Annotated in this window: 24 protein-coding genes and 1 tRNA gene; 14 read left to right on the plus strand and 11 right to left on the minus strand. The window is 33.2% G+C overall.

The features are described 5' to 3' along the window. Positions 1-788: 788 nt before the first annotated feature. The gene (locus tag PW52_RS04275; RefSeq protein WP_044631706.1) at positions 789-1,682 is read left to right on the plus strand and encodes an AraC family transcriptional regulator; all 894 of its coding nucleotides are present in this window, start codon (positions 789-791) and stop codon (positions 1,680-1,682) included. On the opposite strand, the gene PW52_RS04280 is transcribed toward PW52_RS04275, so the two are convergent. From PW52_RS04280 to rseP, 5 genes are all read right to left on the minus strand, one after another. Next, entirely contained in the window at positions 1,679-2,335 is a 657-nt protein-coding gene (locus tag PW52_RS04280) for an HD domain-containing protein (protein WP_044631707.1), read from the minus strand. The genes PW52_RS04275 and PW52_RS04280 overlap by 4 nt on opposite strands. 6 nt (positions 2,336-2,341) lie before the next feature. Then, positions 2,342-3,334, minus strand: coding sequence for an acyl-ACP desaturase (locus tag PW52_RS04285; RefSeq protein WP_044631708.1), 993 nt, complete (start codon positions 3,332-3,334; stop codon positions 2,342-2,344). Between the two features lie 13 nt (positions 3,335-3,347). After that, positions 3,348-4,082, minus strand: a complete 735-nt coding sequence (locus PW52_RS04290; protein WP_044631709.1) for a lysophospholipid acyltransferase family protein — start codon at positions 4,080-4,082, stop codon at positions 3,348-3,350. Between the two features lie 310 nt (positions 4,083-4,392). After that, positions 4,393-4,466 (minus strand) — tRNA-Asn (locus PW52_RS04295). A 98-nt stretch (positions 4,467-4,564) separates the two neighbouring features. Beyond that, complete coding sequence (gene rseP / locus PW52_RS04300) at positions 4,565-5,911, minus strand: RIP metalloprotease RseP (protein WP_044631710.1); 1,347 nt, start codon at positions 5,909-5,911, stop codon at positions 4,565-4,567. 163 nt (positions 5,912-6,074) lie between these two features. On the opposite strand from rseP, the gene PW52_RS04305 reads away from it, so the two are divergent. From PW52_RS04305 to feoB, 3 genes are all read left to right on the plus strand, one after another. Beyond that, positions 6,075-6,749: an SCO family protein gene (locus PW52_RS04305; RefSeq protein WP_044631711.1), complete on the plus strand. Its 675-nt coding sequence runs from the start codon at positions 6,075-6,077 to the stop codon at positions 6,747-6,749. A gap of 196 nt (positions 6,750-6,945) precedes the next feature. Then, complete coding sequence (locus tag PW52_RS04310) at positions 6,946-7,179, plus strand: FeoA family protein (RefSeq protein ID WP_044631712.1); 234 nt, start codon at positions 6,946-6,948, stop codon at positions 7,177-7,179. Next, a complete protein-coding gene (feoB, locus tag PW52_RS04315) occupies positions 7,176-9,278 on the plus strand; it encodes a ferrous iron transport protein B (RefSeq protein ID WP_044631713.1) in 2,103 nt (700 codons plus the stop codon). Before PW52_RS04310 ends, feoB begins: the two co-directional genes overlap by 4 nt. Before the next feature lie 162 nt (positions 9,279-9,440). On the opposite strand, the gene pgl is transcribed toward feoB, so the two are convergent. After that, complete coding sequence (gene pgl / locus PW52_RS04320; RefSeq protein WP_044631714.1) at positions 9,441-10,151, minus strand: 6-phosphogluconolactonase; 711 nt, start codon at positions 10,149-10,151, stop codon at positions 9,441-9,443. Further along, positions 10,132-11,688 carry a glucose-6-phosphate dehydrogenase gene (zwf, locus tag PW52_RS04325; RefSeq protein WP_044631715.1) on the minus strand — a complete coding sequence of 519 codons (1,557 nt, stop codon included), beginning with the start codon at positions 11,686-11,688 and terminating at the stop codon, positions 10,132-10,134. Before zwf ends, pgl begins: the two co-directional genes overlap by 20 nt. Before the next feature lie 170 nt (positions 11,689-11,858). Between zwf and gndA the strand changes: the two genes are divergently transcribed. From gndA to PW52_RS04375, 10 genes are all read left to right on the plus strand, one after another. Beyond that, positions 11,859-13,274 carry an NADP-dependent phosphogluconate dehydrogenase gene (gene gndA / locus PW52_RS04330; RefSeq protein ID WP_044631716.1) on the plus strand — a complete coding sequence of 472 codons (1,416 nt, stop codon included), beginning with the start codon at positions 11,859-11,861 and terminating at the stop codon, positions 13,272-13,274. A 102-nt stretch (positions 13,275-13,376) separates the two neighbouring features. Continuing rightward, complete coding sequence (locus tag PW52_RS04335) at positions 13,377-14,255, plus strand: 3-keto-disaccharide hydrolase (RefSeq protein WP_052823378.1); 879 nt, start codon at positions 13,377-13,379, stop codon at positions 14,253-14,255. A 273-nt stretch (positions 14,256-14,528) separates the two neighbouring features. Further along, entirely contained in the window at positions 14,529-15,188 is a 660-nt protein-coding gene (locus tag PW52_RS04340) for a metal-dependent transcriptional regulator (RefSeq protein ID WP_044631717.1), read from the plus strand. Beyond that, positions 15,175-17,430, plus strand: coding sequence for a TonB-dependent receptor (locus PW52_RS04345; protein WP_044631718.1), 2,256 nt, complete (start codon positions 15,175-15,177; stop codon positions 17,428-17,430). Before PW52_RS04340 ends, PW52_RS04345 begins: the two co-directional genes overlap by 14 nt. Before the next feature lie 22 nt (positions 17,431-17,452). Next, positions 17,453-18,370 (plus strand): metal ABC transporter solute-binding protein, Zn/Mn family, encoded by a 918-nt coding sequence (locus PW52_RS04350; protein ID WP_044631719.1) that lies wholly within the window; start codon positions 17,453-17,455, stop codon positions 18,368-18,370. A 126-nt stretch (positions 18,371-18,496) separates the two neighbouring features. Then, positions 18,497-19,252, plus strand: coding sequence for a metal ABC transporter ATP-binding protein (locus tag PW52_RS04355; protein ID WP_044631816.1), 756 nt, complete (start codon positions 18,497-18,499; stop codon positions 19,250-19,252). Between the two features lie 4 nt (positions 19,253-19,256). Then, entirely contained in the window at positions 19,257-19,721 is a 465-nt protein-coding gene (locus tag PW52_RS04360; protein ID WP_044631720.1) for a GNAT family N-acetyltransferase, read from the plus strand. Between the two features lie 26 nt (positions 19,722-19,747). Next, a complete protein-coding gene (locus PW52_RS04365) occupies positions 19,748-20,875 on the plus strand; it encodes a metal ABC transporter permease (RefSeq protein WP_044631721.1) in 1,128 nt (375 codons plus the stop codon). Beyond that, entirely contained in the window at positions 20,868-22,028 is a 1,161-nt protein-coding gene (locus tag PW52_RS04370) for a metal ABC transporter permease (RefSeq protein ID WP_044631722.1), read from the plus strand. The genes PW52_RS04365 and PW52_RS04370 overlap by 8 nt, the downstream gene beginning before the upstream one ends. A 120-nt stretch (positions 22,029-22,148) precedes the next feature. Further along, complete coding sequence (locus PW52_RS04375) at positions 22,149-22,508, plus strand: YraN family protein (RefSeq protein ID WP_044631723.1); 360 nt, start codon at positions 22,149-22,151, stop codon at positions 22,506-22,508. A 160-nt stretch (positions 22,509-22,668) separates the two neighbouring features. Here the strand turns inward: PW52_RS04375 and PW52_RS04380 are convergent, their stop codons facing one another. The 4 genes from PW52_RS04380 to PW52_RS04395 form a co-directional block, all read right to left on the minus strand. Further along, the gene (locus PW52_RS04380; protein ID WP_044631817.1) at positions 22,669-23,286 is read right to left on the minus strand and encodes an arsenate-mycothiol transferase ArsC; all 618 of its coding nucleotides are present in this window, start codon (positions 23,284-23,286) and stop codon (positions 22,669-22,671) included. 46 nt (positions 23,287-23,332) lie between these two features. Then, complete coding sequence (locus PW52_RS04385) at positions 23,333-23,833, minus strand: DUF6428 family protein (RefSeq protein WP_044631724.1); 501 nt, start codon at positions 23,831-23,833, stop codon at positions 23,333-23,335. A 72-nt stretch (positions 23,834-23,905) separates the two neighbouring features. Beyond that, entirely contained in the window at positions 23,906-24,229 is a 324-nt protein-coding gene (locus tag PW52_RS04390; protein ID WP_044631725.1) for an ArsR/SmtB family transcription factor, read from the minus strand. A gap of 97 nt (positions 24,230-24,326) precedes the next feature. Further along, entirely contained in the window at positions 24,327-24,767 is a 441-nt protein-coding gene (locus PW52_RS04395) for a TM2 domain-containing protein (protein WP_044631726.1), read from the minus strand. Positions 24,768-24,819: the final 52 nt, after the last annotated feature.

Raw genomic sequence — 24,819 nt, forward strand, 5'->3', positions numbered from 1 at the left:
AAAAAAAAAGTGAGCCACCACAGCTCACTTTTACCAACTAAACTAAATAAGACATTAAACTAATTATTAATGAATTTTGTCACTCTGTTAGAGTATATATTTTATCGATTTTTATTTTAATAGACTTAAAAAAATCTACCACCAATTTTTTAAGTCTATTAAAATAAAAATGATTTCGATAATTATTTTAATAATGTTTAACAATGCAAATTTAAAATAGAATTTTATTAAAAAAATAAATGAAATTGATGAGTTTGTATGCTATATTAACTAAGATTTCATATTAAAGTTAATATAGCATAGTTAAAAGGTAAAAAAGTTAAAAATTGTTTTGTAGAATTGTTTTTTTGTGTTATTTTCACAAAATATTAACTAAACTAAATAAGGCAATAAAAAAAGTGAGCCACCACAGCTCACTTTTACCAACTAAACTAAATAAGACATTAAACTAATTATTAATGAATTTTGTTACTCTAATAAGAGTATATATTGTCAACGATTATCTAAACACACCTTAATAAAACACTAAATTGTTTTTATTAAGGTTTTTTTATTTAGTTAAGCATTGATATATTTTATAATGTTTAACATTACAAATATAAAAACGTATTTCATCGATAAAAACAATTTTTTTATCTAGTTTATATGCTAAATTAACAGTTAATAAATTGTTAATTGATGATAATGTTAAAATAACATATATTTTTGAGAAATATATGTACAATGTATGCATAATAAATGTTAATTTTGTACTGTAATAGTATCGTTGTCCTTAAATACTAATTATTATGATTAATAAAAAACCTACTTTTAGAAAACTTACGCCCAGTTTTGGTAGTTCAATTCTAATAAAACAACACGTTGATACTCTTGATAAGAATGCTGCTTATTGGCATTTTCATCCAGAGTTAGAGCTTATTTATGTAAATAAAGGTCAGGGTAAAACGCATATTGGTAATCATTTATCATATTTCAATAATAGTCAATTAATCTTAATGGGTTCTAATTTGCCTCATAATGGATTTACAGATAGATTAACAGCTACTGGTACAGAAACAACCATTCAGTTTAAAGCTGATTTTTTAGGTGAAGAATTTTTAAACGTTCCTGAAAGCGCAAATCTAGCTGCACTATTTGATAGAGCTAAAAAGGGTATACGCTTTAAAGTGAATACAAAACAAAAATTAGGTCCTAAAATTGAAGAATTAAATGATTATGAAGGCTTGATGAAAGTTATTAAGTTTTTGGAAATTTTAGAATATTTAGCAACAACCGACGATTATGAATTATTAAATGCCGATGGTTTCGCTTTTGAAGCTGAAGCTCAAGATAGTTCAAAAATTGATGTTGTATTTAAATATGTAAATCAAAATTTCCAAAATCATATTTCATTAGATGAAATAGCGGATAAAGTAAGTATGACAGTTCCGGCATTTTGTAGATATTTCAAAAAAGCTACAGGAAAGACTTTTACGCAATTGGTTAATGAATACAGGGTTGTTCATGCAACAAAATTACTTAATGAAAGCCAAATGAGTATAGCCGATATTTGTTACGAATGCGGATTTAATAATTTTTCGCATTTTAACAAACAGTTTACCGAAATTACAGGAAAAACGGCGTCAAACTATCGCAAAGAAATTAAGTTAATTATCCAAGATTCAGCACAAAAAGCGGTTTAAGACTTACCATCCCATTCGTTATAAAATTGATTTAAAAATTCAAGCATATATTTATGTCTTTTGCTTGCAAGTTTTTTAGCAGTTTCAGTATTCATTTTATTTTTTAAAAGTAATAACTTTTCATAAAAATGATTAATTGTAGGTGCTGTTGATGTTTTGTATTCAGCTTTAGTCATGTTTAAATTTGGCTTTATGGCTGGGTCAAACATGGGTCTGTTTTTAAATCCTCCATAATTAAAGCATCTGGCAATACCTATAGCGCCAATTGCATCTAGCCTATCAGCATCTTGAATAACCTTTAATTCTTTTGATGTAAAAGTTACTTTTCCTGAGAGTGAATTTTTAAAGGAAATATGTTTAATTATGTTTATAACATGCTCTATTATAGTAGAGTCAATATTTAATTTAAACAAAAATTCGCGCGCCATATGAGGTCCAACAGATTCATCTCCATCATAAAATTTACTATCAGCAATATCGTGAAGGAGAGCGCCTATTGAAACTATTAGTAAATCTACAGTTTCACTTTTTGCAATCAATAAAGCATTGTTGTAAACCCTTAATGTATGAAACCAATCGTGGCCGCCTTCGGCATTTGTCAAAGTTTTTTTTACAAACAGCTTTGTTTCATTAATAATTTGTTCTTGTGTCATTACAAACTATTTATTTGCTGCGGGTTCTACCCATTTAAATTGATATGAGTTTTCTGGAATTTTAATACGATCGGCTAATCTATACATACGGTTAGGGAGTTTCATTAGGTAATCTCTAGCTTTTTCAGCTTCGTCTGTTAAGTTAGTTACCTTATCAATTTCCCAACGATTAATTAGTTTTTGAAGAATATCTACATAATCAGTTGAGGTATAAACACCAATGCGCTGTGCTGTGTTTGAGAACTCTTCAAAAGCTGTACTTATTTTATCTCCAGACTCGCGTAAAAAATGTGCTGGCATAGTTATTTTTTGCTTCATCATGTAGTAAAAAGCCATCATCATTTGGCTTGGATCTACTTTAAAAATACGATCTACAAATTCAGCGTAAGCATTATGATGACGCATTTCGTCGCCCGAAATTATTTGACACATTTTACCTAGTCGCTTATTACCAGCTTTTTTTGCAATTTTTGCCACACGGTTATGTGAAATATAAGTTGCTAATTCTTGAAAACTGGTGTAAACAAAGTTTTTGTAAGGGTCTCTGTCGGTTCCAATATCAAATCCATCTGAAATCAAATATTGCGTAGTTTTTTCAATCTCTCGCATATTTACTCTTCCCGATAAGTATAAATACTTATTAAGTACGTCGCCATGGCGGTTTTCTTCTGCAGTCCAGTGCTTAACCCATTTTGACCACCCATTTGGTTGTCCTACTTGATCTACACCTTCAACATCCATTAACCACGATTCATAAGTTGGTAAAGCTTCTTCGGTAATCATATCACCTACTAATACTACCCAAAAGTCGTAAGGCAATTCTTTTGATAGCTCTCTAATTTCTTCAATTTCGTCGAAAAAAGTATCGCCTTCAGAATTTGGTAAAAAATCGGTTGGTTGCCAGATAGTATCGATCGGAATTAAATATTTTTCTATTAATGTCTCTACATCTTTTTCTAGAAATTGCATAACTTCTAGTCTTACATTTTTTAATGACATTTTATTTAGTTTTTTAATGAATAGCTTCTTTTATTGTTGATTCAATGGTGTTAATAAGTGCTTGTTTATCTTCGAAATCGGAAAGTTTCAAGGGTTTATGAACTTGAATTTTTAAATGAGCACCTATACCCATAGGAAATTTACCAAATTTAACCAATTTCCATGAGTTATTAATGGTAACTGGAACAATTAAAGCCGATGGTATTTTTTTAAACAGTATTTCCAGTCCTTTTGTTTGAAATACTCTTGGTTTCCCATTTTTACTTCTAGTACCTTCAGGAAAAATGGCAGCAGCACGTTTTGTTGTTTCTATGTATTCACCAAATTTCATAATTGCAGGTAAGGCTTGTCTTGGATTTTTGCGTTCTATTAAAACCGAGCCGCCATGACGTAAATTATAAGATACGCTAGGTATGCCTTTACCAAGTTCTTTTTTGCTAATAAACTTTACATGATGCTTGCGTAAATACCAAATTAATGGTGGAATATCGTACATACTCTGGTGATTCGCAATAATTATTAATGGCGTTTTTTCTGGAATTTTATACGGATTTACGTAGGTAAAACGAGTACCTAAAACGTTTAAACAACGCATAATAAAAAACTGAAGCCAATCGACACTAATTTTTAATGCTTTATAACCAAAAACATTATTACAAAACCACTGAATGGGATGAAAAATTAGTAATGTTAACCCAAAAAGAATAAAATATATTACCGTTAAAGGATAAGCTAGTATTTTTTGCATACAGCAAAAATAACGAAAACTACATTTTTATATAGCGAAACTTAAGCTATATTTTTATGAATTATAATTGAAATAATGACTTAATAAAGCTTTTTAATTGGCATTTAAAAGAAGTTAATACAGCTTCATTTATTATACAAAAACCAAACGACAACCTTGTTATATTAATAGGTACCTTTTTCGCACCCTATTTTACCAAAAAGCTATAACACTAATAGATTTAATTTTGAAGCTTAAATAACGTAAACGTAGTAAAAACAAGGAAAGTTTAATGCATAAAAAAAGCCCAACATTTCTGTTAGGCTTTTTGCTCCTCAGGCTGGGCTCGAACCAGCGACCCTCTGATTAACAGTCAGATGCTCTAACCAACTGAGCTACTGAGGAAGGTTGTGCTTTGTCTTAGCGAGCGCAAATATATATATTATTTTATATTCTGCAAAAACAAAAACAAAAAATATTTGTTTTTTTTCTCTGCGATTTTATTAATTAAAAATAGCTTTATAAATATCGTTTCCGTTAGCGAATAGTACTAAAGCAATAAGTATAAAGAAACCAACCATTTGCGCGTATTCCATAAACTTATCTCCTGGTTTTCTACCCGAAATCATTTCGTAAAGCAAAAACATAACATGTCCACCATCTAAAGCTGGAATAGGTAATAAATTTAAAACACCTAGCATTATAGATAAAAATGCAGTGATGCCCCAAAACACTTGCCAACTCCAAAATTCTGGAAATATATCGTAAATAGCTTTAAATCCACCAACACCTTTGTACGCTCCTGTACTTGGCGTAAAAATAGCTTTTAATTGCCCCCAATACGACACTAATTTTTCTTTAGTTTTGGTTAAACCAACTGGAAAAGATTCAAAAAAACCGTATTTTTTAGTTTCGAAAGTGTAATAACCTAAGGCTTCTAATGTTTTTGGAGTAGATCCAGAAGCATAAATCAAACCTAATTTACCTTCGTTGCTAATTTTTAATGGTAATGTAATTTCAGTGTCATCACGTTTTACTTTTGCTGTAACCTGTTGTCCTTTAAAGGTTTGTAAAGCCGTTTTAACTTGATCGGCGTATTTTGTTTGTATATCATTTAAACCTACTACAATATCTCCTTTTTGTAACCCACTATTAATGTTTCTTGAAGAATCTGGAACCTCAACAATAATGAAAGGCTCGCGTAAATCGATAAAATCCTTTTCTTTTGAGTCTATTAATTGAGCTAAGAAGTCTTCTGGCATTATAACGGTCGACTCTACGCCGTCTCTTTCTATACTTATTTCTTTACCAAATAAAACTTTTTCAGAAATTTCGGAGAAGTTCGTAATTTTTGATCCATCGACTGCTAAAATTTTATCGCCAGTTAATAAACCAGCTTTGTTAGCTACTGTGTTTTCGATTAAAACACCATCTTTTATGTTATCGTTTGGTAAAAATCTATCGCCATAATAATAACTCATTCCAATATAAATAAGAATCGCTAATAAAAAATTAACGGTTACACCACCAAGCATAATTATTAAACGTTGCCATGCGGGTTTAGATCGGAATTCCCATGGTTGTGGTTCTTGAGCCATTTGCTCGGTGTCCATACTTTCATCAATCATTCCAGAAATTTTTACATAGCCACCAAGTGGTAACCAACCAATACCATAAACAGTATCACCTATTTTCTTTTTAAATAATGAAAATTTCACATCGAAAAACAAATAGAATTTTTCAACTCTAGTTTTAAAAGCTTTTGCAGGAATAAAATGCCCTAATTCGTGTAAAATAATTAGTAAGGAAAGACTCAGTAAAAACTGAGATATTTTTATAACAAAATCCATATTGTGTTTTCAGTCAATTTTTTATAATCGCACAAAAGTAAGCTTTTAAACCAACTTTAAAAAGGGCAAAGCCATTTGTACAGGTATTTAACAATAATTTATACCTGATATTAATTTTTAAGCTCTAATTTTCAATGTATTTTTGTTTAAATTTTTAGATTTTATGTTATCCTTTTTTAAAGATTACAAAAAGTTTGCTGTAGTTTTTGCAATTATATCGGTAGTTATTCTTGCGTTAATTTACAATACACTTAATGTTTACCAACCGCTAAACATTTACCAACCTGCTATGGTTGATGAACAATTGGTAGACAGCACCATACAACACCAACGTAAATATCATAAAATAGCCAATTTTAGTCTTGTAAACCAAAATGGTAAAACCATTACACAAGATGATTATAAAGATAAAATTTATGTAGCCGATTTCTTTTTCACCACTTGCCAAACCATTTGCCCTATTATGACAAAAAACATGGCCGATATACAAAAAGAAATTAAAGATGATGATGAAGTTATGCTATTATCGCACAGCGTAACTCCAGAAATTGACACTGTTGCTCAACTTAAGCGTTATGCCAAAGAAAAAGGTGTTATTGATAGTAAATGGAATTTAGTTACTGGCGATAAAAAACAAATTTATGAACTCGCTAGAAAAAGTTATTTAGCGGTAAAAGACTTTGGTGATGGAGGCCCTTTTGATATGATACACACTGAAAACTTTATGCTTATTGATAAAAAACGACAAATTCGTGGGTTTTACGATGGCACAAATAAAGACGATATTGAGCGTTTACTTAACGATATCGATATTTTAAAGGAAGAAGACAAACAGTAGTTAGCCTACCGCATTAGGGATTGCAGTGGATAGCTTTTGGCGAGGTGCGCATCGAGCCAAAACTAGTAACGAAAAGCCCGACCCTTTAGGGGAATGCCCTAAAACACTGTGGTATTTAGAAAACTTTAAACCTGAAACTTTGAACCTGAAACTTTTTTACATTATTTTTGCTTCTTTAAAATCAATCTAAATAAGTTTGCAACATACATTAGCTCATCTAAAAAAAGGAGAAACTGCTGTAATTACAGATGTGTCGTCTCGCGAAATTCCTTTAAAACTCTTAGAAATGGGGTGTTTACCCGGTAATACTGTAGAGTTATTACAGATTGCACCACTAGCAGATCCTATTTATTTAAATATAAACGGTTCGCATTTAGCGATAAGAAAAGAAACGGCTGCGCTTATTTTAATTGAAAAAACTGCTAAATGAGTAAACAAATAAACGTTGCTTTAATAGGAAACCCTAACACAGGTAAAACTTCGGTTTTTAACGCCTTAACGGGTTTAAACCAAAAGGTTGGTAATTATCCTGGTATTACTGTTGATAAAAAAGAAGGTATTTGCAAACTACCTCGCGGACTTAAAGCACATATTTTAGATTTGCCAGGAACTTATAGTTTAAACGCATCGTCGCTTGATGAAAGCGTAGTTATCGAGCTACTTTTAAATAAAAATGACAAAGATTTTCCTGATATAGCTGTAGTTGTTACCGATGTTGAAAATCTAAAGCGTAATTTATTACTGTATACTCAAATTAAGGATTTAGAGATACCTACACTTTTGGTTATAAACATGGCCGATAGAATGGTAAAAAAAGGTATTTCTCTTGATATTGCTCATCTTGAAAAACAGCTTCATACCAAAATTGCCGTTATTAGTACGCGTAAAAACGAAGGAATAATTGAATTGAAAGAGTTTATTACAAACTACGGTGTGCTTAGTACTAAACCATGTTTAGACATAAGTACTATTGATGATGCCTACTTTAAAAATTTAAAGAAAGCTTTCCCGAACCAGCTGCTTTATAAACTTTGGTTAGTTATTACGCAAGATGTAAATTTTGGAAAAATTCAACGAAACGATTTTAACGACATTAACGATTTTAAAACAAAGGATACTGCCGATTTAAAACGATTACAACAAAAAGAAACCATAAAACGCTACCAGTTTATAAATACTGTTTTAAAAGATGGCCTTAAGGTTGATTTAGCCGCAGCTACCGATTTACGCATTAAACTAGATAGAATTTTAACGCATAAAGTATGGGGTTACCTCATCTTTTTTGTGATATTGTTTTTAATGTTTCAAGCCGTTTACGATTGGGCAGGACCACCAACCGATTTTATAGACGAAAGCTTTGCAGCGCTTGCAGACTGGGTTAAAAACACCTTGCCACCAGGCGTATTTACCAACTTATTAGCCGAAGGTATTATTGCTGGTATTGGTGGTGTCATGGTTTTTATTCCGCCAATTGCATTCTTATTTTTATTTATTGCCCTGCTTGAAGAAAGTGGTTATATGAGTCGTGTTGTATTTTTAATGGACAATATTATGAAGCGTTTTGGCCTTAGTGGAAAAAGCGTTGTGCCCTTAATTTCTGGAAACGCTTGTGCTGTTCCTGCTGTTATGGCCGCTAGAAATATTGAAAATTGGAAAGAACGCCTTATTACCATTTTAGTTACACCGTTTACTACCTGTTCGGCAAGGTTGCCTGTTTACGTTATAATTATTGCACTAGTAATTCCTGAAGGCACATTTTTAGGAATGAGTTACAAAGCTTTAACCTTAATGAGTCTTTATATTATTGGTTTTTTAACAGCAATAGTTTCGGCTTATGCTTTAAATAAAGTCTTAAAAATAAAGAGTAAAAGTTACTTTGTAATGGAAATGCCAAGTTATAAAATTCCGTTATTTAAAAATGTAGCTTTAAGTGTTTACGAAAAAACGCGAACTTTTATTTTAGAAGCTGGTAAAATAATTTTAGCTATTTCCATTGTGCTTTGGGTACTTGCATCGTACGGCCCTGGTGATAATTTTAATAATGCTGAAACGATTGTAAAAACTGAAAATCCGACACTTTCTGAAACCGAATTAGACGATAAAATTGCAGCACACAAGCTAGAATACAGTTATATTGGTATTGTTGGAAGAGCCATTGAGCCTGCTATTCGACCGTTAGGTTACGATTGGAAAATAGGTATCGGACTTGTAACATCGTTTGCAGCTCGCGAGGTTTTTGTGGGTACTTTAGCAACTATTTATAGTGTTGGTAGTGCCAACGATAATGAAGATGAAGACACCATAAAAAGTAAAATGGCTGCCGAAACGTATAGTAACGGCACCAAAGTTTTTACTCTAGCAAGTGGTATTTCGTTGTTATTATTTTACGCTTTTGCTATGCAATGTATGAGTACGCTAGCCATTGTAAAACGCGAAACCAACAGCTGGAAATGGCCAATGCTTCAACTGGTTTTTATGAGTGGTTTAGCTTATGTTACCGCCCTAATTGCTTTTCAGTTTTTGAAATAATTTGAAAATAAAACGACTAATACCACATGAATAACTTGATACAAAACATACTCGTTATATCTACGTTAGTAATTGCGGTGGTATTTTTATTGAAGAAATTTGTTTTTAAAGGCAAAAAATCTTCAAAAAAATCGTGTGGTAATGGTGATTGCGGTTGTTAAATTATTTTATTTTAACAGCTGCATCTTCATCTAAAAACCAATATAAATTATCACTTGCTGGGTTTACTAAACTTGCAGGATAGTTTTTAGAAACTTCGGCAGTATTAATAATTTCGTCAACTTTTTCTGCTTTACTCGCTCCGGTTACTAAAAAGGCTACTTGCTTCGCATTATTAATAATTTTGCCGGTAATAGACACACGCTTTTGTGCCGATTCTGGATGTGTTGCCACAACGCAACTTTCGGCTGCATCCCAAAGGTTTATTTCGTGAGGAAAAATAGAAGCAGTATGCCCATCATCACCCATTCCAAGAATAACTAAATCGAATTGCGGAATATCATGTTCTATTTCTAAAGTTTCATTTAAAACCATAGCATAGCGTTTGGCTTCTTCATTTGGGCACTCTTCACCTAAAACTCTAAAAATATTTTCTTGAGGTATATCAATTTTAGATATTAAATGCTCAACCGTCATTAAGTAATTGCTCTGCTCGTTTGTTGGTGGTACGCAACGCTCGTCGCCCCAATACAAAAATACTTTGCTCCAATCTAAATCGTTAAAGTTTTCGGCGATATAATCAAAAATCACTTTTGGTGTACTTCCGCCAGATAAGGCAATGGTTAATTTATCGTTAGTTCTAATTAATTCTTTTAAATATATCGCGAAGTATTTGGCAACTTCGGCTTTGTCTTTATAAATTTTCAGTTCCATTATTTTTAATATTTAATACGCAATACGAAGGCTCATCGGCTAAGTTTTTACAAGGATTTCTCCAAAAACCACGTCCTTCAATTAAATCGTCGGCATGTAAAGGCCCCCAAACACCAGCAGAATAACCATGTACAATGGCCGATTTGCTTTCGTTCCAATATTTTAAAATTGGATCTACAAAAGCCCAAGCTGCTTCAACCTCATCGGCACGTGCATAAAGCGTAGCATCGCCTTGCATGGCATCGAGCAACAAGCGTTCGTAAGCTTCCATAATATTGTTGCCTTCATCTAAATCAGAATAATAAAAATCCATATTAGCACGCTCAACATTAAAGCCTTGCCCTGGTACTTTTACACCAAACTTCATTAAAATTCCTTCGTCTGGTTGAATGCGTATAATAAGTTTATTATCGGTATCAAAATCTTGATCTTTAAAAATGTGATGATGCGACGGTTTAAAATGTATTACAATTTCGGTAACTTTTGTTGGCATTCGCTTAGCAGTACGCACATAAAAAGGCACATCTTTCCAACGCCAATTATCTATATAAAATTTAATAGCTGCAAAGGTTTCTGTGGTCGATTCTGGATCTACACCTTCTTCTTCACGGTAACCTTTTACGGTTTCACCATTTATTATGGCGCTTGTATATTGCCCACGAATGGTATGATTAAAAAGGGTTTCTTCGTCGTCCATTATTCGTAACGATTTTAACGCCTTAACCTTTTCGTTTCTAATTTCTTCAGGATCGTCGCTAATTGGCGGTTCCATAGCAACTATCGATACAATTTGCATTAAGTGATTTTGAAACATATCGCGTAATGCACCAGATTTGTCGTAATAACCACCACGATTACCAACCCCAACACTTTCGGCATTAGTAATTTCTACGTGACGAATGTAGTTTCGATTCCAAAGTGGTTCAAAAATGGTATTAGAAAAACGGGTTACCAATAAGTTTTGTACTGTTTCTTTACCTAAATAGTGGTCTATTCGGTAAATTTGTGATTCTTTAAAATACTTTTGTAAGCCAATGTTTAATTCTTTCGCTGTTTCTAAGCTATAACCAAAGGGTTTTTCAACAATTAAACGTTTCCAGCCAACACCTTCCACACTTAAATCTACAGCTGCTAAATTTTTAGCAACGGTTTCGTAAATACTTGGTGGCAATGAAAAATAAAACACAAAATTGTGGTTTATTTTAAACTTGCTATTAAGTTCGTGTATTCTTTCTTTTAGCGGTGTAAAATCTGTGTCGTAGCCATCGCCTAAATCTTTGTAAAAAAGTTTTTTGGCAAATTCGGCTTTTGTAGCGTCGCTATTTTCAGCATCATCTTTTAAAAACTCACTATTAAAAACCACACGGTTTCTAAAATCGTCGTCAGATAAGTCGCTGCGACTGGTTCCTAAAACCACGAAATTTTCGGGTAAAAAATTACCTTTATGTAAATCGTATAATGCAGGAATTAATTTTCGTTTTGTTAAATCGCCCGATGCCCCAAAAATGATAAGCATCTGCTCGTCCATAGACTTCATATTGTTTTGTTAATTTATTGAAAAGTAAGCTTTTTTAAAACCTATTTCATTAATAACTAAATAATTTATTTTACTTTTGAAACACTGTGTTTTTCGGCATTCAATATACGCTTTATTTTCTAGGTGTTTAAAGGATTTTAGTCGATTTCACTTAAATTTAACTACAAATTATGAGCGATAAAAAATACGATTTCGGATTGGTTGGTCTTGGTGTTATGGGCCGCAACTTTATATTAAATGTAGCAGACAATAACTTTTCGGCTTTTGGCCACGATTTAGATCAAGAAAAGGTAGATGCTTTAATAGAAGAAGGCGGAAATACAGAAAAAGTAAACGCATCGTCCGATTTAAAAACATTTATTGATGCACTTAGCACACCACGAAAAATTATGCTTTTAGTGCCTGCTGGAAAAGTAGTTGATATTGTAATAGATAGCTTAATCCCTCATTTAGATAAAGGTGATATTATTGTTGACGGCGGAAATTCGTTTTATACAGATACCGATCGTAGAGATGCCTATTTAGAAGAAAAAGGCATTCACTTTTTTGGAGCCGGTGTTTCTGGTGGCGCAAAAGGCGCCAGAAAAGGCCCAAGTATTATGCCTGGTGGCGATGCCGAAGCTTATAAAGTGGTGCAACCCATTTTTGAAGCGGTTTCTGCAAAATACAAAGGCGAACCTTGTGTGGCCTACATGGGTAAAAAATCGGCCGGAAATTATGTAAAAATGGTTCACAATGGTATTGAGTATGGCTTAATGCAACTTACCAGCGAAATTTACGATTTACTTAAAAAAGCAGGTGACTTAACTAACAGCGAGCTTCATAAAACGTATTCTGAGTGGAATTCTGGAAGATTACAATCGTTTTTAGTTGAAATTACTGCCGATATTTTTACTGAAAAAGATGATAAAGGTGATGGCGATTTAGTTGATAAAATTCTAGATAAAGCCAAACAAAAAGGAACCGGAAAATGGACATCGCAAAACGCCATGGATTTAGGAATTCCTGTACCAAGTATAGATATTGCGGTGAGTATGCGTGAAATTTCGGCCTTAAAAGACGAACGTATTTTAGCTGATGAATTATACGGCAGACCAACACCTGAAGCTATTGATAAAGCCGAGTTAACCAAGCTAGCCGAAGAAGCCTTGTATTTTGCATTTATTATTACCTACGCACAAGGGTTACACCAATTAACAGATGCATCGAAAGAATATGGTTATGGCTGCGATTTAGCTGTTATTGCCAAAATTTGGAGAGCAGGTTGTATTATTAGAGCTGCTTTGTTAGCCGATATTACTGAAGCTTACAACGATAACCCAGAACTTAAAAATTTACTTTTAGCACCAAAATTTGTTGAAAAAATACAGTCTACCGTAGCTTCGGCAAGAACATTGGTAAGTTATGCTGCTAAAAGCGGAATTCCTGTACCAGGTTTATCAAATTCGTTAACCTATTTCGATGCTTACACCTCTAGTCGTTTGCCATTAAATTTAATACAAGCGCAACGCGATTATTTTGGTTCGCATACCTACGAAAGATTAGACATAGAAGGCATTTTCCATACCGAATGGGAAAAGGAATAGCCTATTAAAACCTTACTATAAAAGTCTGCATAATATTTTAAGTTATGTAGGCTTTTATGTTTTGTATTAATTCATATATTTGAAAAAAACCAAACTAAATATATGAAAACCAAACAATTATTTTTGCTGTTTGCCTGCATTGGTATGGCAGCTTTTTCTCAAAAAAAAGGACAATCTATTGCTTTATTAGATAAAGATTTAAGCAATTTTGATATCTGGCTAAGCATTCCGCATTCCTCGGTTACAGATTTACCAGAAGGCACCTATCAATCGGATAAAATGAATTCAGGCGAACCCATAGGTTTAAACAACAACTTAAAAAATGTGTTTTCTATTATTGAAGAAAATGGCGAACCTGTTTTAAAAATTACAGGCGAAATTTTTGGTTGTATATCATCAAAAGCATCTTACTCAAATTATCACTTAAGTGTGTTATTTAAATGGGGCGACAAAAAGTGGGAACCACGACTAGACAAAAAACGCGATAGCGGTATTTTATACCATTGCTACGGGCCGCATGGGCGTTTTTGGAATACCTGGAAAACCTGTTTAGAATACCAAGTACAAGAAAGTGATTTAGGTGATTTTATTCCGTTAGGCGGAAACTCAGCAAAACCAAAAGTAGGTTCGCCAATTACCGATATTAGAGGCGGTTTTAAAGAAGAAAAACGATTCGATCCAAACTCTGAAGTTTACTCAGAAGGCAAAGGCTACATTCATGCGGCTTCAGAACACGATAAACCACATGGCGAATGGAACCTTTTAGAAATTTATGTTATTGGCAACAATGCGGTACATTTAGTAAACGGCGAAATTGTAATGGTGGTAGAAAATGCTAGAAAACACGATGGCACTATTTTAAACGAAGGCGAAATACAAATACAGTCTGAAGCTGCCGAATGTTATTACAAACAACTCACGTTAACACCAATAAAAAAGTTTCCAAAATTTATTTCTAAAAATGTTCGCTTTAAAGAATAAAGAAACTCTTCTATAAACTTTAAAAAATTTCATATTACCCCGAACTAGTTTTCGGGGTTTCATTTAAAAATTCAGTTTTAAAAACATTTTGATATGCTGAAACGCGTTCAGTATAACAAAAATAATGATATTCTATATTAGAATACAGACAAAAATAAAACCCCAACCCTTTAATACTCAAAATTTAAAGGGTGTTTTGTTGCATATATTTAATTTTTAACTACATTTGAATAAATTTTTAAGCTTACTTAAAAATAATTTAAAGCAAATTAAATGTCTGTAGCCATTGAAAATTTTGTAAAAGCCATTTACAAAAACGGAAAAAGCAAAACCAACAACACCAAACCAGGTAATATTGCTAAAGTTCTAAACATATCTAGTGCTGCGGCAACCGATATGGCGCAAAAATTAGCTGCTAAAAATGTGGTTATTTACGAAAAATATCAACCCTTAAAATTAACTGAAAAAGGTAATAAAATGGCTTTAAGCATTGTGCGAAAGCATCGTTTATGGGAAAGCTTATTATTTAAATTATTCGATTTATCGCTACACGATATTCATAAAGAAGCCGAATTATTAGAGCATCAAACTTCCGATTTGCTTGCTGAAAAAATTAGCGAATATTTAGGCAACCCAAAATTCGATCCGCATGGCGACCCAATTCCAAATGCCGATGGAGAAATTACAACTATAGATACTTCTATTCCATTATCAAAAGCCCAAGAAGGCAAAAGTTATATCATCTCAAGATTAATTAGCTCCGATAAAGAGTTTTTCGATTTTTGTTCGGCTAACGGATTAAAATACGGGAACACGGTTACAATCTCGAAGCAATTCATTTCGAGTAAAATGACTCAAATTTCAATTAACAATAACACCATTGTGCTTAACAGCGATTTCACCAACATTATCTACGTTAATGAAAACAATTAAACTCCTTCTCTCAATTATATTAATTACGGTTTTACCACTAAATGCTCAAGAAGTAAAAGGTAAAATCACCTCAAAAAACGAAGCCCTTCCTTATGTAAACGTGTATTTAAAAGGCACTACAAAAGGTAACGCATCAAATGAGTTTGGCGATTATCAAATAAAAAATATTAAAGAAGGTAATTATACTATTGTAGCTTCGTTTACGGGTTATAAATCGGTTGAAAAACAAATTTTCATAAAAAACAACGAGGTACTAACGGTGCATTTTAATTTAAAAGAATCTGCACTGTTAGACGAAGTTACAGTTACCGGAACCTTAAAACCGGTATCAAGATTAGAAAGCCCAATTCCTGTTGAAGTGTATTCCGCTACATTTTTAAAACAAAACCCAATATCAAATGTGTTTGAAGCACTTCAAAACGTTAATGGCGTGCGCCCACAACTTAATTGTAATGTGTGTAACACGGGCGATATTCATATTAACGGTTTAGAAGGCCCGTATACTCTGGTATTAATAGATGGTATGCCTATTGTAAGTGGTTTATCAACGGTTTATGGCTTATCGGGTATTCCAAATTCATTAATCGAGCAAATAGAAATTGTAAAAGGTCCTGCATCTTCACTTTACGGTAGCGAAGCTGTTGGTGGTTTAATAAATATTAGAACCAAACAATTTTTTAAAGCACCACTAGTATTTACCGATGTGTTTTCTAACAGTTGGGGAGAAACCAATTTCGATTTAGGTTTTAAAACCAACGTTGGTAAAAAAGCCAATGTTTTAGTTGGCGCAAACTATTTTAATTACTCAAACCCCATAGATAATAACAACGATAATTTTACCGATGTTACGCTTCAAGACCGTATTTCGGTGTTTCAAAAATGGAATTTTGAACGCAACAGCGGAAAAGCTTTTTCCTTAGCCGGTCGTTATTTTTATGAAGATAGATGGGGTGGCGAAATGCAATGGAATTCATCTTATAGAGGTGGCAACGACATTTACGGAGAAAGCATTTATACCTCGCGCTACGAAATTATTGGTAATTACGAATTACCGGTTTCAGAACATATGAATTTTCAGTTTTCATATTCCGATCACGACCAAAATTCCGTTTACGGCGATACACCCTATATTGCACAGCAAAAAATAGGTTTCGGACAATTACTTTGGGATAAATCTGTAAACAATCACGATTTACTTTTTGGCGTTGCAGCACGATATAATTTTTATAACGATAACACCACTGCAACAGTACATGCAGATGAAGTTACAATACCTTCTATTTTTGCTCAAGATGAATTTTCTATAACCGAAAAACAACACATTTTATTAGGTGCTCGCTATGATTACGACCAACGCCACGGATCTATTTTTACACCGCGTTTAGCCTACCGTTTTAAGCCAACAAAAAACGATATTATTCGCCTAAATGCAGGTACAGGTTTTAGGGTTGTAAACCTCTTTACAGAAGACCACGCTGCTTTAACAGGCTCAAGAGATGTTATTATTGAAGAAGAATTAAAACCAGAGCAATCGTACAACGTTACTTTAAACTATTTAAAAACATTAACTACAAATTCTGGCGAATTGTTTACGTTTGATGCCTCGTTGTGGTACACCCATTTTACCAATGCGATTATACCAGATTACGACACCAATCCAAATCAAATTATTTACGCAAATTTAGATGGTTATTCAACATCAAAAGGCGCAAGCTTTAATATTGATGCTATTTTAAACACTAATTTAAGAGCTTCAGTTGGTGCCACATTTCAAGACGTTTCTCAAACAGAAAACAATGTAAAAACACAACAAATACTAACCGAAAAATTTAATGGTGTTTGGTCGGTTTCCTATAAAAATTATAAAACTAACTTATCTGTAGATTACACAGGAACCATTTACGGCCCCATGCGATTACCATTATTAGGCGATTTAGATCCTAGAAGCGAATACTCACCAACTTGGAGTATTCAAAATATTCAGCTTACCTTTAACGGACTAAAACATTTTGAAATTTACGGCGGTGTTAAAAACATTTTAAACTGGACACCAAACAAGGGCAACCCGTTTATTATTGCTAGAAGCGACGATCCTTTTGATAAAAATGTAGAATTTGATAACGATGGAAATGCAACAGTTACAGACGATAACCCGTATGCATTAACATTCGATCCGTCCTATGTTTATGCACCCAACCAAGGACGCCGTTTGTTTTTAGGTTTACGATTTATGATTAACTAAATGAAATAGACAATACATAAAAATGAAAAAATCAATATTAATTATAGCGTTTTTCAGTCTTATTTTTGGCTGTAAAAACGAAAAAAAAGCATCAGGAAAACTACAAATAGTAACCACAACAACCATGATAACCGATTTGGTTAAAAACATTGGTGGCGATGTTGTAGATATAAAAGGTTTAATGGGAAGCGGTGTCGATCCGCACCTTTACAAAGCAAGCGAAGGCGATGTTACCAAGTTAGCCAATGCCGATATTATTTTTTATAACGGTTTACATTTAGAAGGTAAGTTGGTTGAAGTTTTCGAAAAAATGAAAAACAAAAAAACCATTGCTATTGCCGATGCTTTAGATAAAAACACATTAATTGGCTCTGAGTATTTTGCGTCAAACTTCGATCCGCACATTTGGTTTAATATAGATTATTGGTTACAAGCCGGAGCTTTTGTATCGCAAACTCTTGAAGCGGAATTACCTGAACAAGCAGAAACTTTCAGAAAAAATTGGGAAAATTACAAAGCGCAATTAATAACTTTAAAAGCTGAAATAACTAAAACCATTGAAGCTTTACCAAAAGAACAACGCATTTTAGTAACAGCACACGATGCGTTTAATTATTTTGGAAAATCTTTTAATTTCGAAGTTGTTGGTTTACAAGGTATTTCAACAGCAACAGAAGCAGGCGTGCAAGATGTGCAAAAATTAGCCGCATTTATTATAGAACATAAAGTACGAGCCATTTTTGTAGAAAGCTCGGTACCAAAACGTACCATTGAAGCTTTGCAAGCCGCAGTAAAATCGAAAAATCACGATGTCGCTATTGGCGGAACTTTATATTCCGATGCATTAGGAACAGCAGGAACAGTAGAAGGCACTTATATAGGCATGTTTAAATACAATGTAAAAACTATTGTTGAAGCATTGAAAGCCTCGAACGATTAGAATAATTTAGCATTATTGAATGTCCTTTTTTGACTTGGGTTATCCTGAGCATAATCGAAGGGTTTTTGGGACAAGCAAAAATAAATGAAAGAAAATAAACAAACAGTCAACAGAACAACAAAGGTTATGATTGATAATAAAAATAAAACAACACCAATCGCTGTAAAAGTAGACGACCTTACCGTAGCCTACAATTACAAACCGGTGCTTTGGGATATCGATTTAGAAATTCCCGAAGGCGTTCTTATGGCTATTGTTGGGCCTAACGGTGCTGGAAAATCGACACTCATAAAATCTATTTTAGGTATTTTAAAACCTATTGCTGGAAGTGTTTCCATTTACGGAAAGCCATACGATAAGCAACGAAAACTAGTAGCCTACGTGCCACAAAAAGGTAGTGTAGATTGGGATTTTCCTACCACAGCACTCGATGTTGTTATGATGGGAACTTACGGCAATTTGGGTTGGATAAAACGCCCAGGGCAAAAACAAAAAAAAGAAGCGCTTGAAGCTTTAGAAAAAGTAGGCATGCTTCCTTTTAAAAACCGACAAATAAGTCAGTTATCCGGCGGCCAGCAACAACGTATATTTTTAGCCAGAGCCTTGGTGCAAAATGCCTCAATTTATTTTATGGACGAGCCGTTTCAAGGTGTAGATGCCACCACCGAAATTGCCATTATAAACATTTTAAAAGCCTTACGAAAAGCTGGAAAAACAGTAATTGTAGTACATCACGATTTACAAACTGTTCCAGAATATTTCGATTGGGTAACCTTTTTAAACGTAAAAAAAATAGCCACAGGCCCAGTAAAAGATATATTTAACGACGATTATTTAACAAAAACCTACGGCATAAATTACAAAGTAAGTATTCATAAGTAACGTTATGGAAATAAGACGAGCAAAACTCGAAGATGCAAATAAAATTAGCTATTTAGTAATTAACACATCGGCAACACATAACCCGAATAATTACAATACCATTCAAGCCACAACTTGGCAAAAATACAATACGCCAGCACGCATAAAAGCGCAATTGCAAGAACGCACTGTTTTTTGCGCCTTTTTAAATAACAAACTTGTTGGTACTATTGGATTAAAAGATAATTGGATTGTTGGATTTTACGTTAGCCATCATATGCGCGGTAAAGGCTTAGGTTCAGAATTAATTCGTTTTATAGAAAATTATGCCTTAGAGCAAAACCAAAAAGAATTATTTTTAATTGCAACACCATCGGCTGTAGCCTTTTATAAATCTAAAAATTACAGCATTACAAAACCCGTAATTGTAACTTTAGATCGTGTTGATTATGATGAATTTGAAATGCATAAAAAACTAACTAAAAATTAATTTTTCGCTTTCGCGGAAATATAACAATGAATATTAAAGAATACATAGAACTTCTTTTTACAGACTACACACTGCGCACCATAACCTTGGGCACAGCCATTTTAGGTGCAGTAACAGGTATGTTAGGCAGTTTTGCAGTATTACGAAAACAAAGTTTGTTGGGCGATGCTATATCTCATGCTGCATTACCAGGTATTGCCATTGCTTTTTTATTAACCGGAACAAAAGATTCAAACATTTTATTAATTGGTGCTTTGGTTAGTGGCTTAATTGGCACATTCTGGATTCGAGGCATTGTTAAAAAGACGCATTTAAAATCCGATACTGCTTTAGGTTTAATTCTATCCTTATTTTTTGGTTTCGGTATGTTATTACTCACGTTTATTCAAAAACAACCCAATGCCAATCAAGCAGGATTAGATAAATATTTATTTGGTCAAGCCGCAACACTTGTAGAAAGCGATGTATGGCTTATGGCTTTAATTTCAGGTATCTGTTTACTGGTATTATTGTTTTTCTGGAAAGAGTTTAAAATACTTTTATTTGATGCCGATTACACCAAAACCCTCGGCTTTAACACCAAATTCATAGATGTTTTAATAACCTCGTTTATAGTTTTAGCCATTGTTTTAGGCTTGCAAACTGTTGGTGTAGTTTTAATGAGTGCTATGTTACTGGCACCAGCTGCAGCAGCTCGCCAATGGACAAACAAACTAAGCACTATGGTGTTTTTAGCAGCACTATTTGGCGCGTTTTCTGGTGTATTTGGAACAGCCATTAGCGCCACACAAAACAATTTATCTACTGGTCCGGTAATCGTTATTATTGCAGGTATTTTTGTGCTATTTTCGTTTGTTTTCTCACCAAGTCGCGGATTACTATTTAAGCAAATACGATTTATAAAAAACCGTCGCGATTTACAGCTTCATAAAACCCTAACATTTATGTTTCATATAGCCGAAGATCACGATAACATTTCGCATCCGCATGCTATTAAAATTTTAAATAATTTCCATGGATACACCCGCGGAACACTTCAAAAACTAGAAAAAAAGAATTTTGTAAAGTTAGATGGAAACATGTGGAGCTTAACCGAAGAAGGTTACAAAACGGCATCAAATTTATACAATCAGCAAAACAAAACCAATGAGTAACGCACAATTAGAAATACAACTTATTGCAAGTATTGTTGCAATTGCTTGCGCTATTCCGGGTACATTTTTGGTGCTTCGTAAAATGGCCATGATAAGCGATGCTATTAGTCATTCTATTTTACCAGGCATAGTCATCGGTTTTTTTATTACCCAAGATTTAAATTCGCCATTACTTATTTTATTGGCTGCATTAACCGGAATTATAACGGTTGTTTTAGTAGAATACATTCAAAAAACGGGTTTAGTAAAAGAAGATACGGCTATTGGTTTAGTATTCCCAACCTTATTTAGTATTGGTGTTATTTTAATTGCTAAAAATGCTAACGATGTCCATTTAGATGTCGATGCTGTTTTACTTGGCGAACTCGCCTTTGCGCCTTTCGATAGAATGATAATTTCTGGTGCAGATGTTGGTCCAAAATCCTTATGGATTATCGGCAGCATTCTACTCATTACCATCGCACTGCTTTTTGCCTTTTTTAAAGAACTTAAAGTAAGCACTTTTGATGCTGGTTTAGCAGCTTCGCTTGGGTTTTCGCCGGCTGTAATTCATTACGGACTCATGACGGTCTCGTCTATTACAACCGTTGGAGCTTTTGATGCCGTTGGAGCCATTTTAGTAGTTGCTTTAATGATTGCGCCACCCGCAACAGCCTACTTATTAACTACCGATTTAAAAAAGATGCTTTTATACTCGGTTTGTTTTGGTGTGTTCTCCGCTATTTCTGGCTATTGGTTAGCACATGGTTTAGATGCTTCCATATCTGGTTCCATAACCACCATGTTAGGCATCATCTTTTTATTAGTGTATTTATTTGCTCCAAACAAAGGTGTTATTGCTGTTTTATACCGCGAAAAGCAACAACGCACCGAAGTACTTTTACTAACGTTTTTATTGCATTTAAAAAATCATACCGATGAAAGAGAACGCCATGTAAACCACTTAAACGAACATATAAATTGGCAAAAAGTAAGAAGCAAAACCGTGTTAGATTTAGCCTTAAAAAACAATATGATTAAGTTTAATAAAAACATTGTGTCGTTAACCGAAAAAGGCGATGCTTTTACTTCGCAAGCCATCGATTATATCATTACCAACGAAGATGCTCAAATTGAAGATATGAAAGATGATTTCTTTTTGTTTAGGGGATAGTAGGGCAAAGAGGTTGTGTTTATATTACTTACAGTGTAGCGAAGAATATTAAATAAATAAAAGTTTTTAACTAGATTTTTTTAAGTTATATGACTAAAAAATAAACCTTAATTTAGTGATATGGCAAAACACAACGAATTAGGGAATAAAGGCGAGCAAATGGCGGTAGATTTTTTAATTGAAAACAACTACGCTATTCTAGAACGCAATTACCGTTTTAATAAAGCTGAAGTCGATATTATTGCCCAAAAAGAAGATATTCTCGCCATAATTGAAGTTAAAACGCGCTCTACTACCGATTTTGGGAATCCGCAAGATTTTGTAAAACCTAAACAAATAAATAATCTGGTTAAAGCAGTTGACGAATACGTTACAATAAACGAATTAGATGTAGAAGTTCGTTTTGATATAATAGCGATTGTGAAAGATGGCAAACAATTTAAATTAGAGCATTTGGAAGATGCTTTTTATCATTTTTAATAATGATATCTATAAATTAATTGCCGAATTTTCACGGCCTTGTTCAGGTTTTGTAACCTAATTAAACTTAGCATTTAAAAAAACATCGAAGAACCTAAAAAACATTAAAATTATGTTTTAAAATTAGATGCTTCGATAGATTCTTATTTACATTGAATTGCTAAATATTAGCAAAAATATATTTCATTTCGGTTGCGATTTGCAAGCTACGTTCAGCATAAACTTTACTTTGTTCTGGTGTACCGTCTGATGCTTTTGGGTCTTCGTAAGTAATAGCAATACGTTTATCGCAACCTGCTACAAATGGGCAACCACCATCGGCCGACGAACAAGTCATTATTGCTGCAAAGTCACTGTCAGGATTAAAAGGATCACTATAAATTTTAGAAAAAGCAATAATAGCAGGATTGTTTTTAGTGTATTTTATGGCATAAACAGGATTGTTACTATCGGATAATTTTAAAATTTGAAAACCTTGATTTTGTAATGTTTCGCCAACTTTCGGGAACATTGCCGTGGCTTCGGTTCCGCCAGAATAACAAGTCACATTATCAATATTAAAAAAGGTAGCCATAGTTTGTGCCCAAATTTGGGTTAAATGGCTTCGGCGAGAATTATGTGTACAAATAAAATTGATGTTAATTGGCGCTTTAGCTTCAATTTTAGCCTTAATATATTCGGTTAACGGATTTAAAACGGCTTTTCTTTCTTCAGAAATTGTATTGGTGTTTAATGAAACTATGGTTTGGTTAATAGTTTCAAAAAGAGGTGTTTTCATAGAGTTTGAATTAAATATATCTTTTTTTTGAATGATAAATTTATGCTTAACAGCAGTTTCCATCTGGAGAACAACAAGGTTCGCTGCTTGAGTTTTCTAAAACAGGAGCTTCTTCTGGCACTCCGCAAATACCTTTTGCTTTACAATCGGTTTTTTCTACAGCTAACTTAAAAATGATATTGTTATTACGTATTTCAAAATCGTTAACAAATAGTTGTGCTGTATGAAAATTAGCGTTGCTATATTCAAATTTTACTTCCGCATTGGCTTCATAAGACTTTAGTTTTCCAACTTTATTTAAAATGCCTAAAGCTTTTAAAACAGTCATATATTCTGTTTTTCCTAATTCACTTGGGCTTTCCCAAAGCTGAATTACGGTTTCTTTCCAAGCATCAGTTTGTGCACCACAGTCTACAGATTCGATGGTAACGTGTTTAACTTCGGTGATATGATAATTAGCGCCAACCAATAAATTTGGAGCATATTCAAATAGTAAATTTTTATTTTTATTTTGATTTAAAACGTTTAATAATTCTTGTGTTTTCATGGTTTTAAAATTTAATAGTTATGTTGAATTTTAATTGAAAAGCATAAAACTATGCAGTTAAATAGGTTTGATTTAACAACAATTAGATTTTGTGTTGTTAAAAAACTGGTTTAAATGTTGTTGAATTTCATTCCAACGTTCTACGTTTATACAATAGCAGATACTTTTACCTTCAATTTCTCCTTTTAACAAGCCTATACTTTTAAGCTCTTTTAAATGTTGAGAAATAGTAGCTTGTGCTAAGCCAATTTCTTCTACTAAATCATTACAAATACAAGAGTTTTGGTTACCTATATATTGAAGAATAGCAACTCTTGCCGGGTGTCCAAGCACTTTAAAAAACTGTGCTAAGTCGTTTTGGTTGGTTGTAAAAATATCTGATTTTGTGATACCCATAATTTCATTATAATTATATATTGCAATATTACGATGATAAAAGTAATAAAAAAAGCCTAAACCCTTAAATTTTGACTTTTTAAATATATTTTAACGCTTAAAACCAGCCTTTTTTACCTATTTGGTACGTAGCATAAAACTCTTCATCAGATTTGGTTAAGTAAATAATACCTTCAATTAAACCAATAAGTCCAATAATGGATGCACCAATACCACAGGTAATAACTGTTATAGCAAGCATAATAATACCTTCTTTACTGTAGCCTAAAATAAATTTATGTACACCCAGAGAGCCAAAAATTATAGCCAAAACTCCTGCTAATACTTTTTTGTTTTCTCCAGTAACTTCGTTAAAGGTTTCTTTGGCGTTATTTGCAAATTCTGTGGCTGTTTCTTTAGCATCATCTGCAAATTCTTTTGCTTTTTCTTTGGCCTCTTCTGCAAATTCTTCGGCTTTACCGGCAGCTTTTTTTGCGCCGTCTTTGGCATCACCTAACATTTCGTTTAGGTCATCGCTTAAATTTTTTTCATCAGACATGATTAGTGTATATTTTGTAATTGATTAATGTTTAAATTTAGTGAAAAAATTA

The sequence above is a fragment of the Neotamlana sedimentorum genome (genome assembly GCF_000943565.1).
In the GTDB taxonomy this organism is placed as follows: Bacteria; Bacteroidota; Bacteroidia; order Flavobacteriales; family Flavobacteriaceae; genus Neotamlana; species Neotamlana sedimentorum.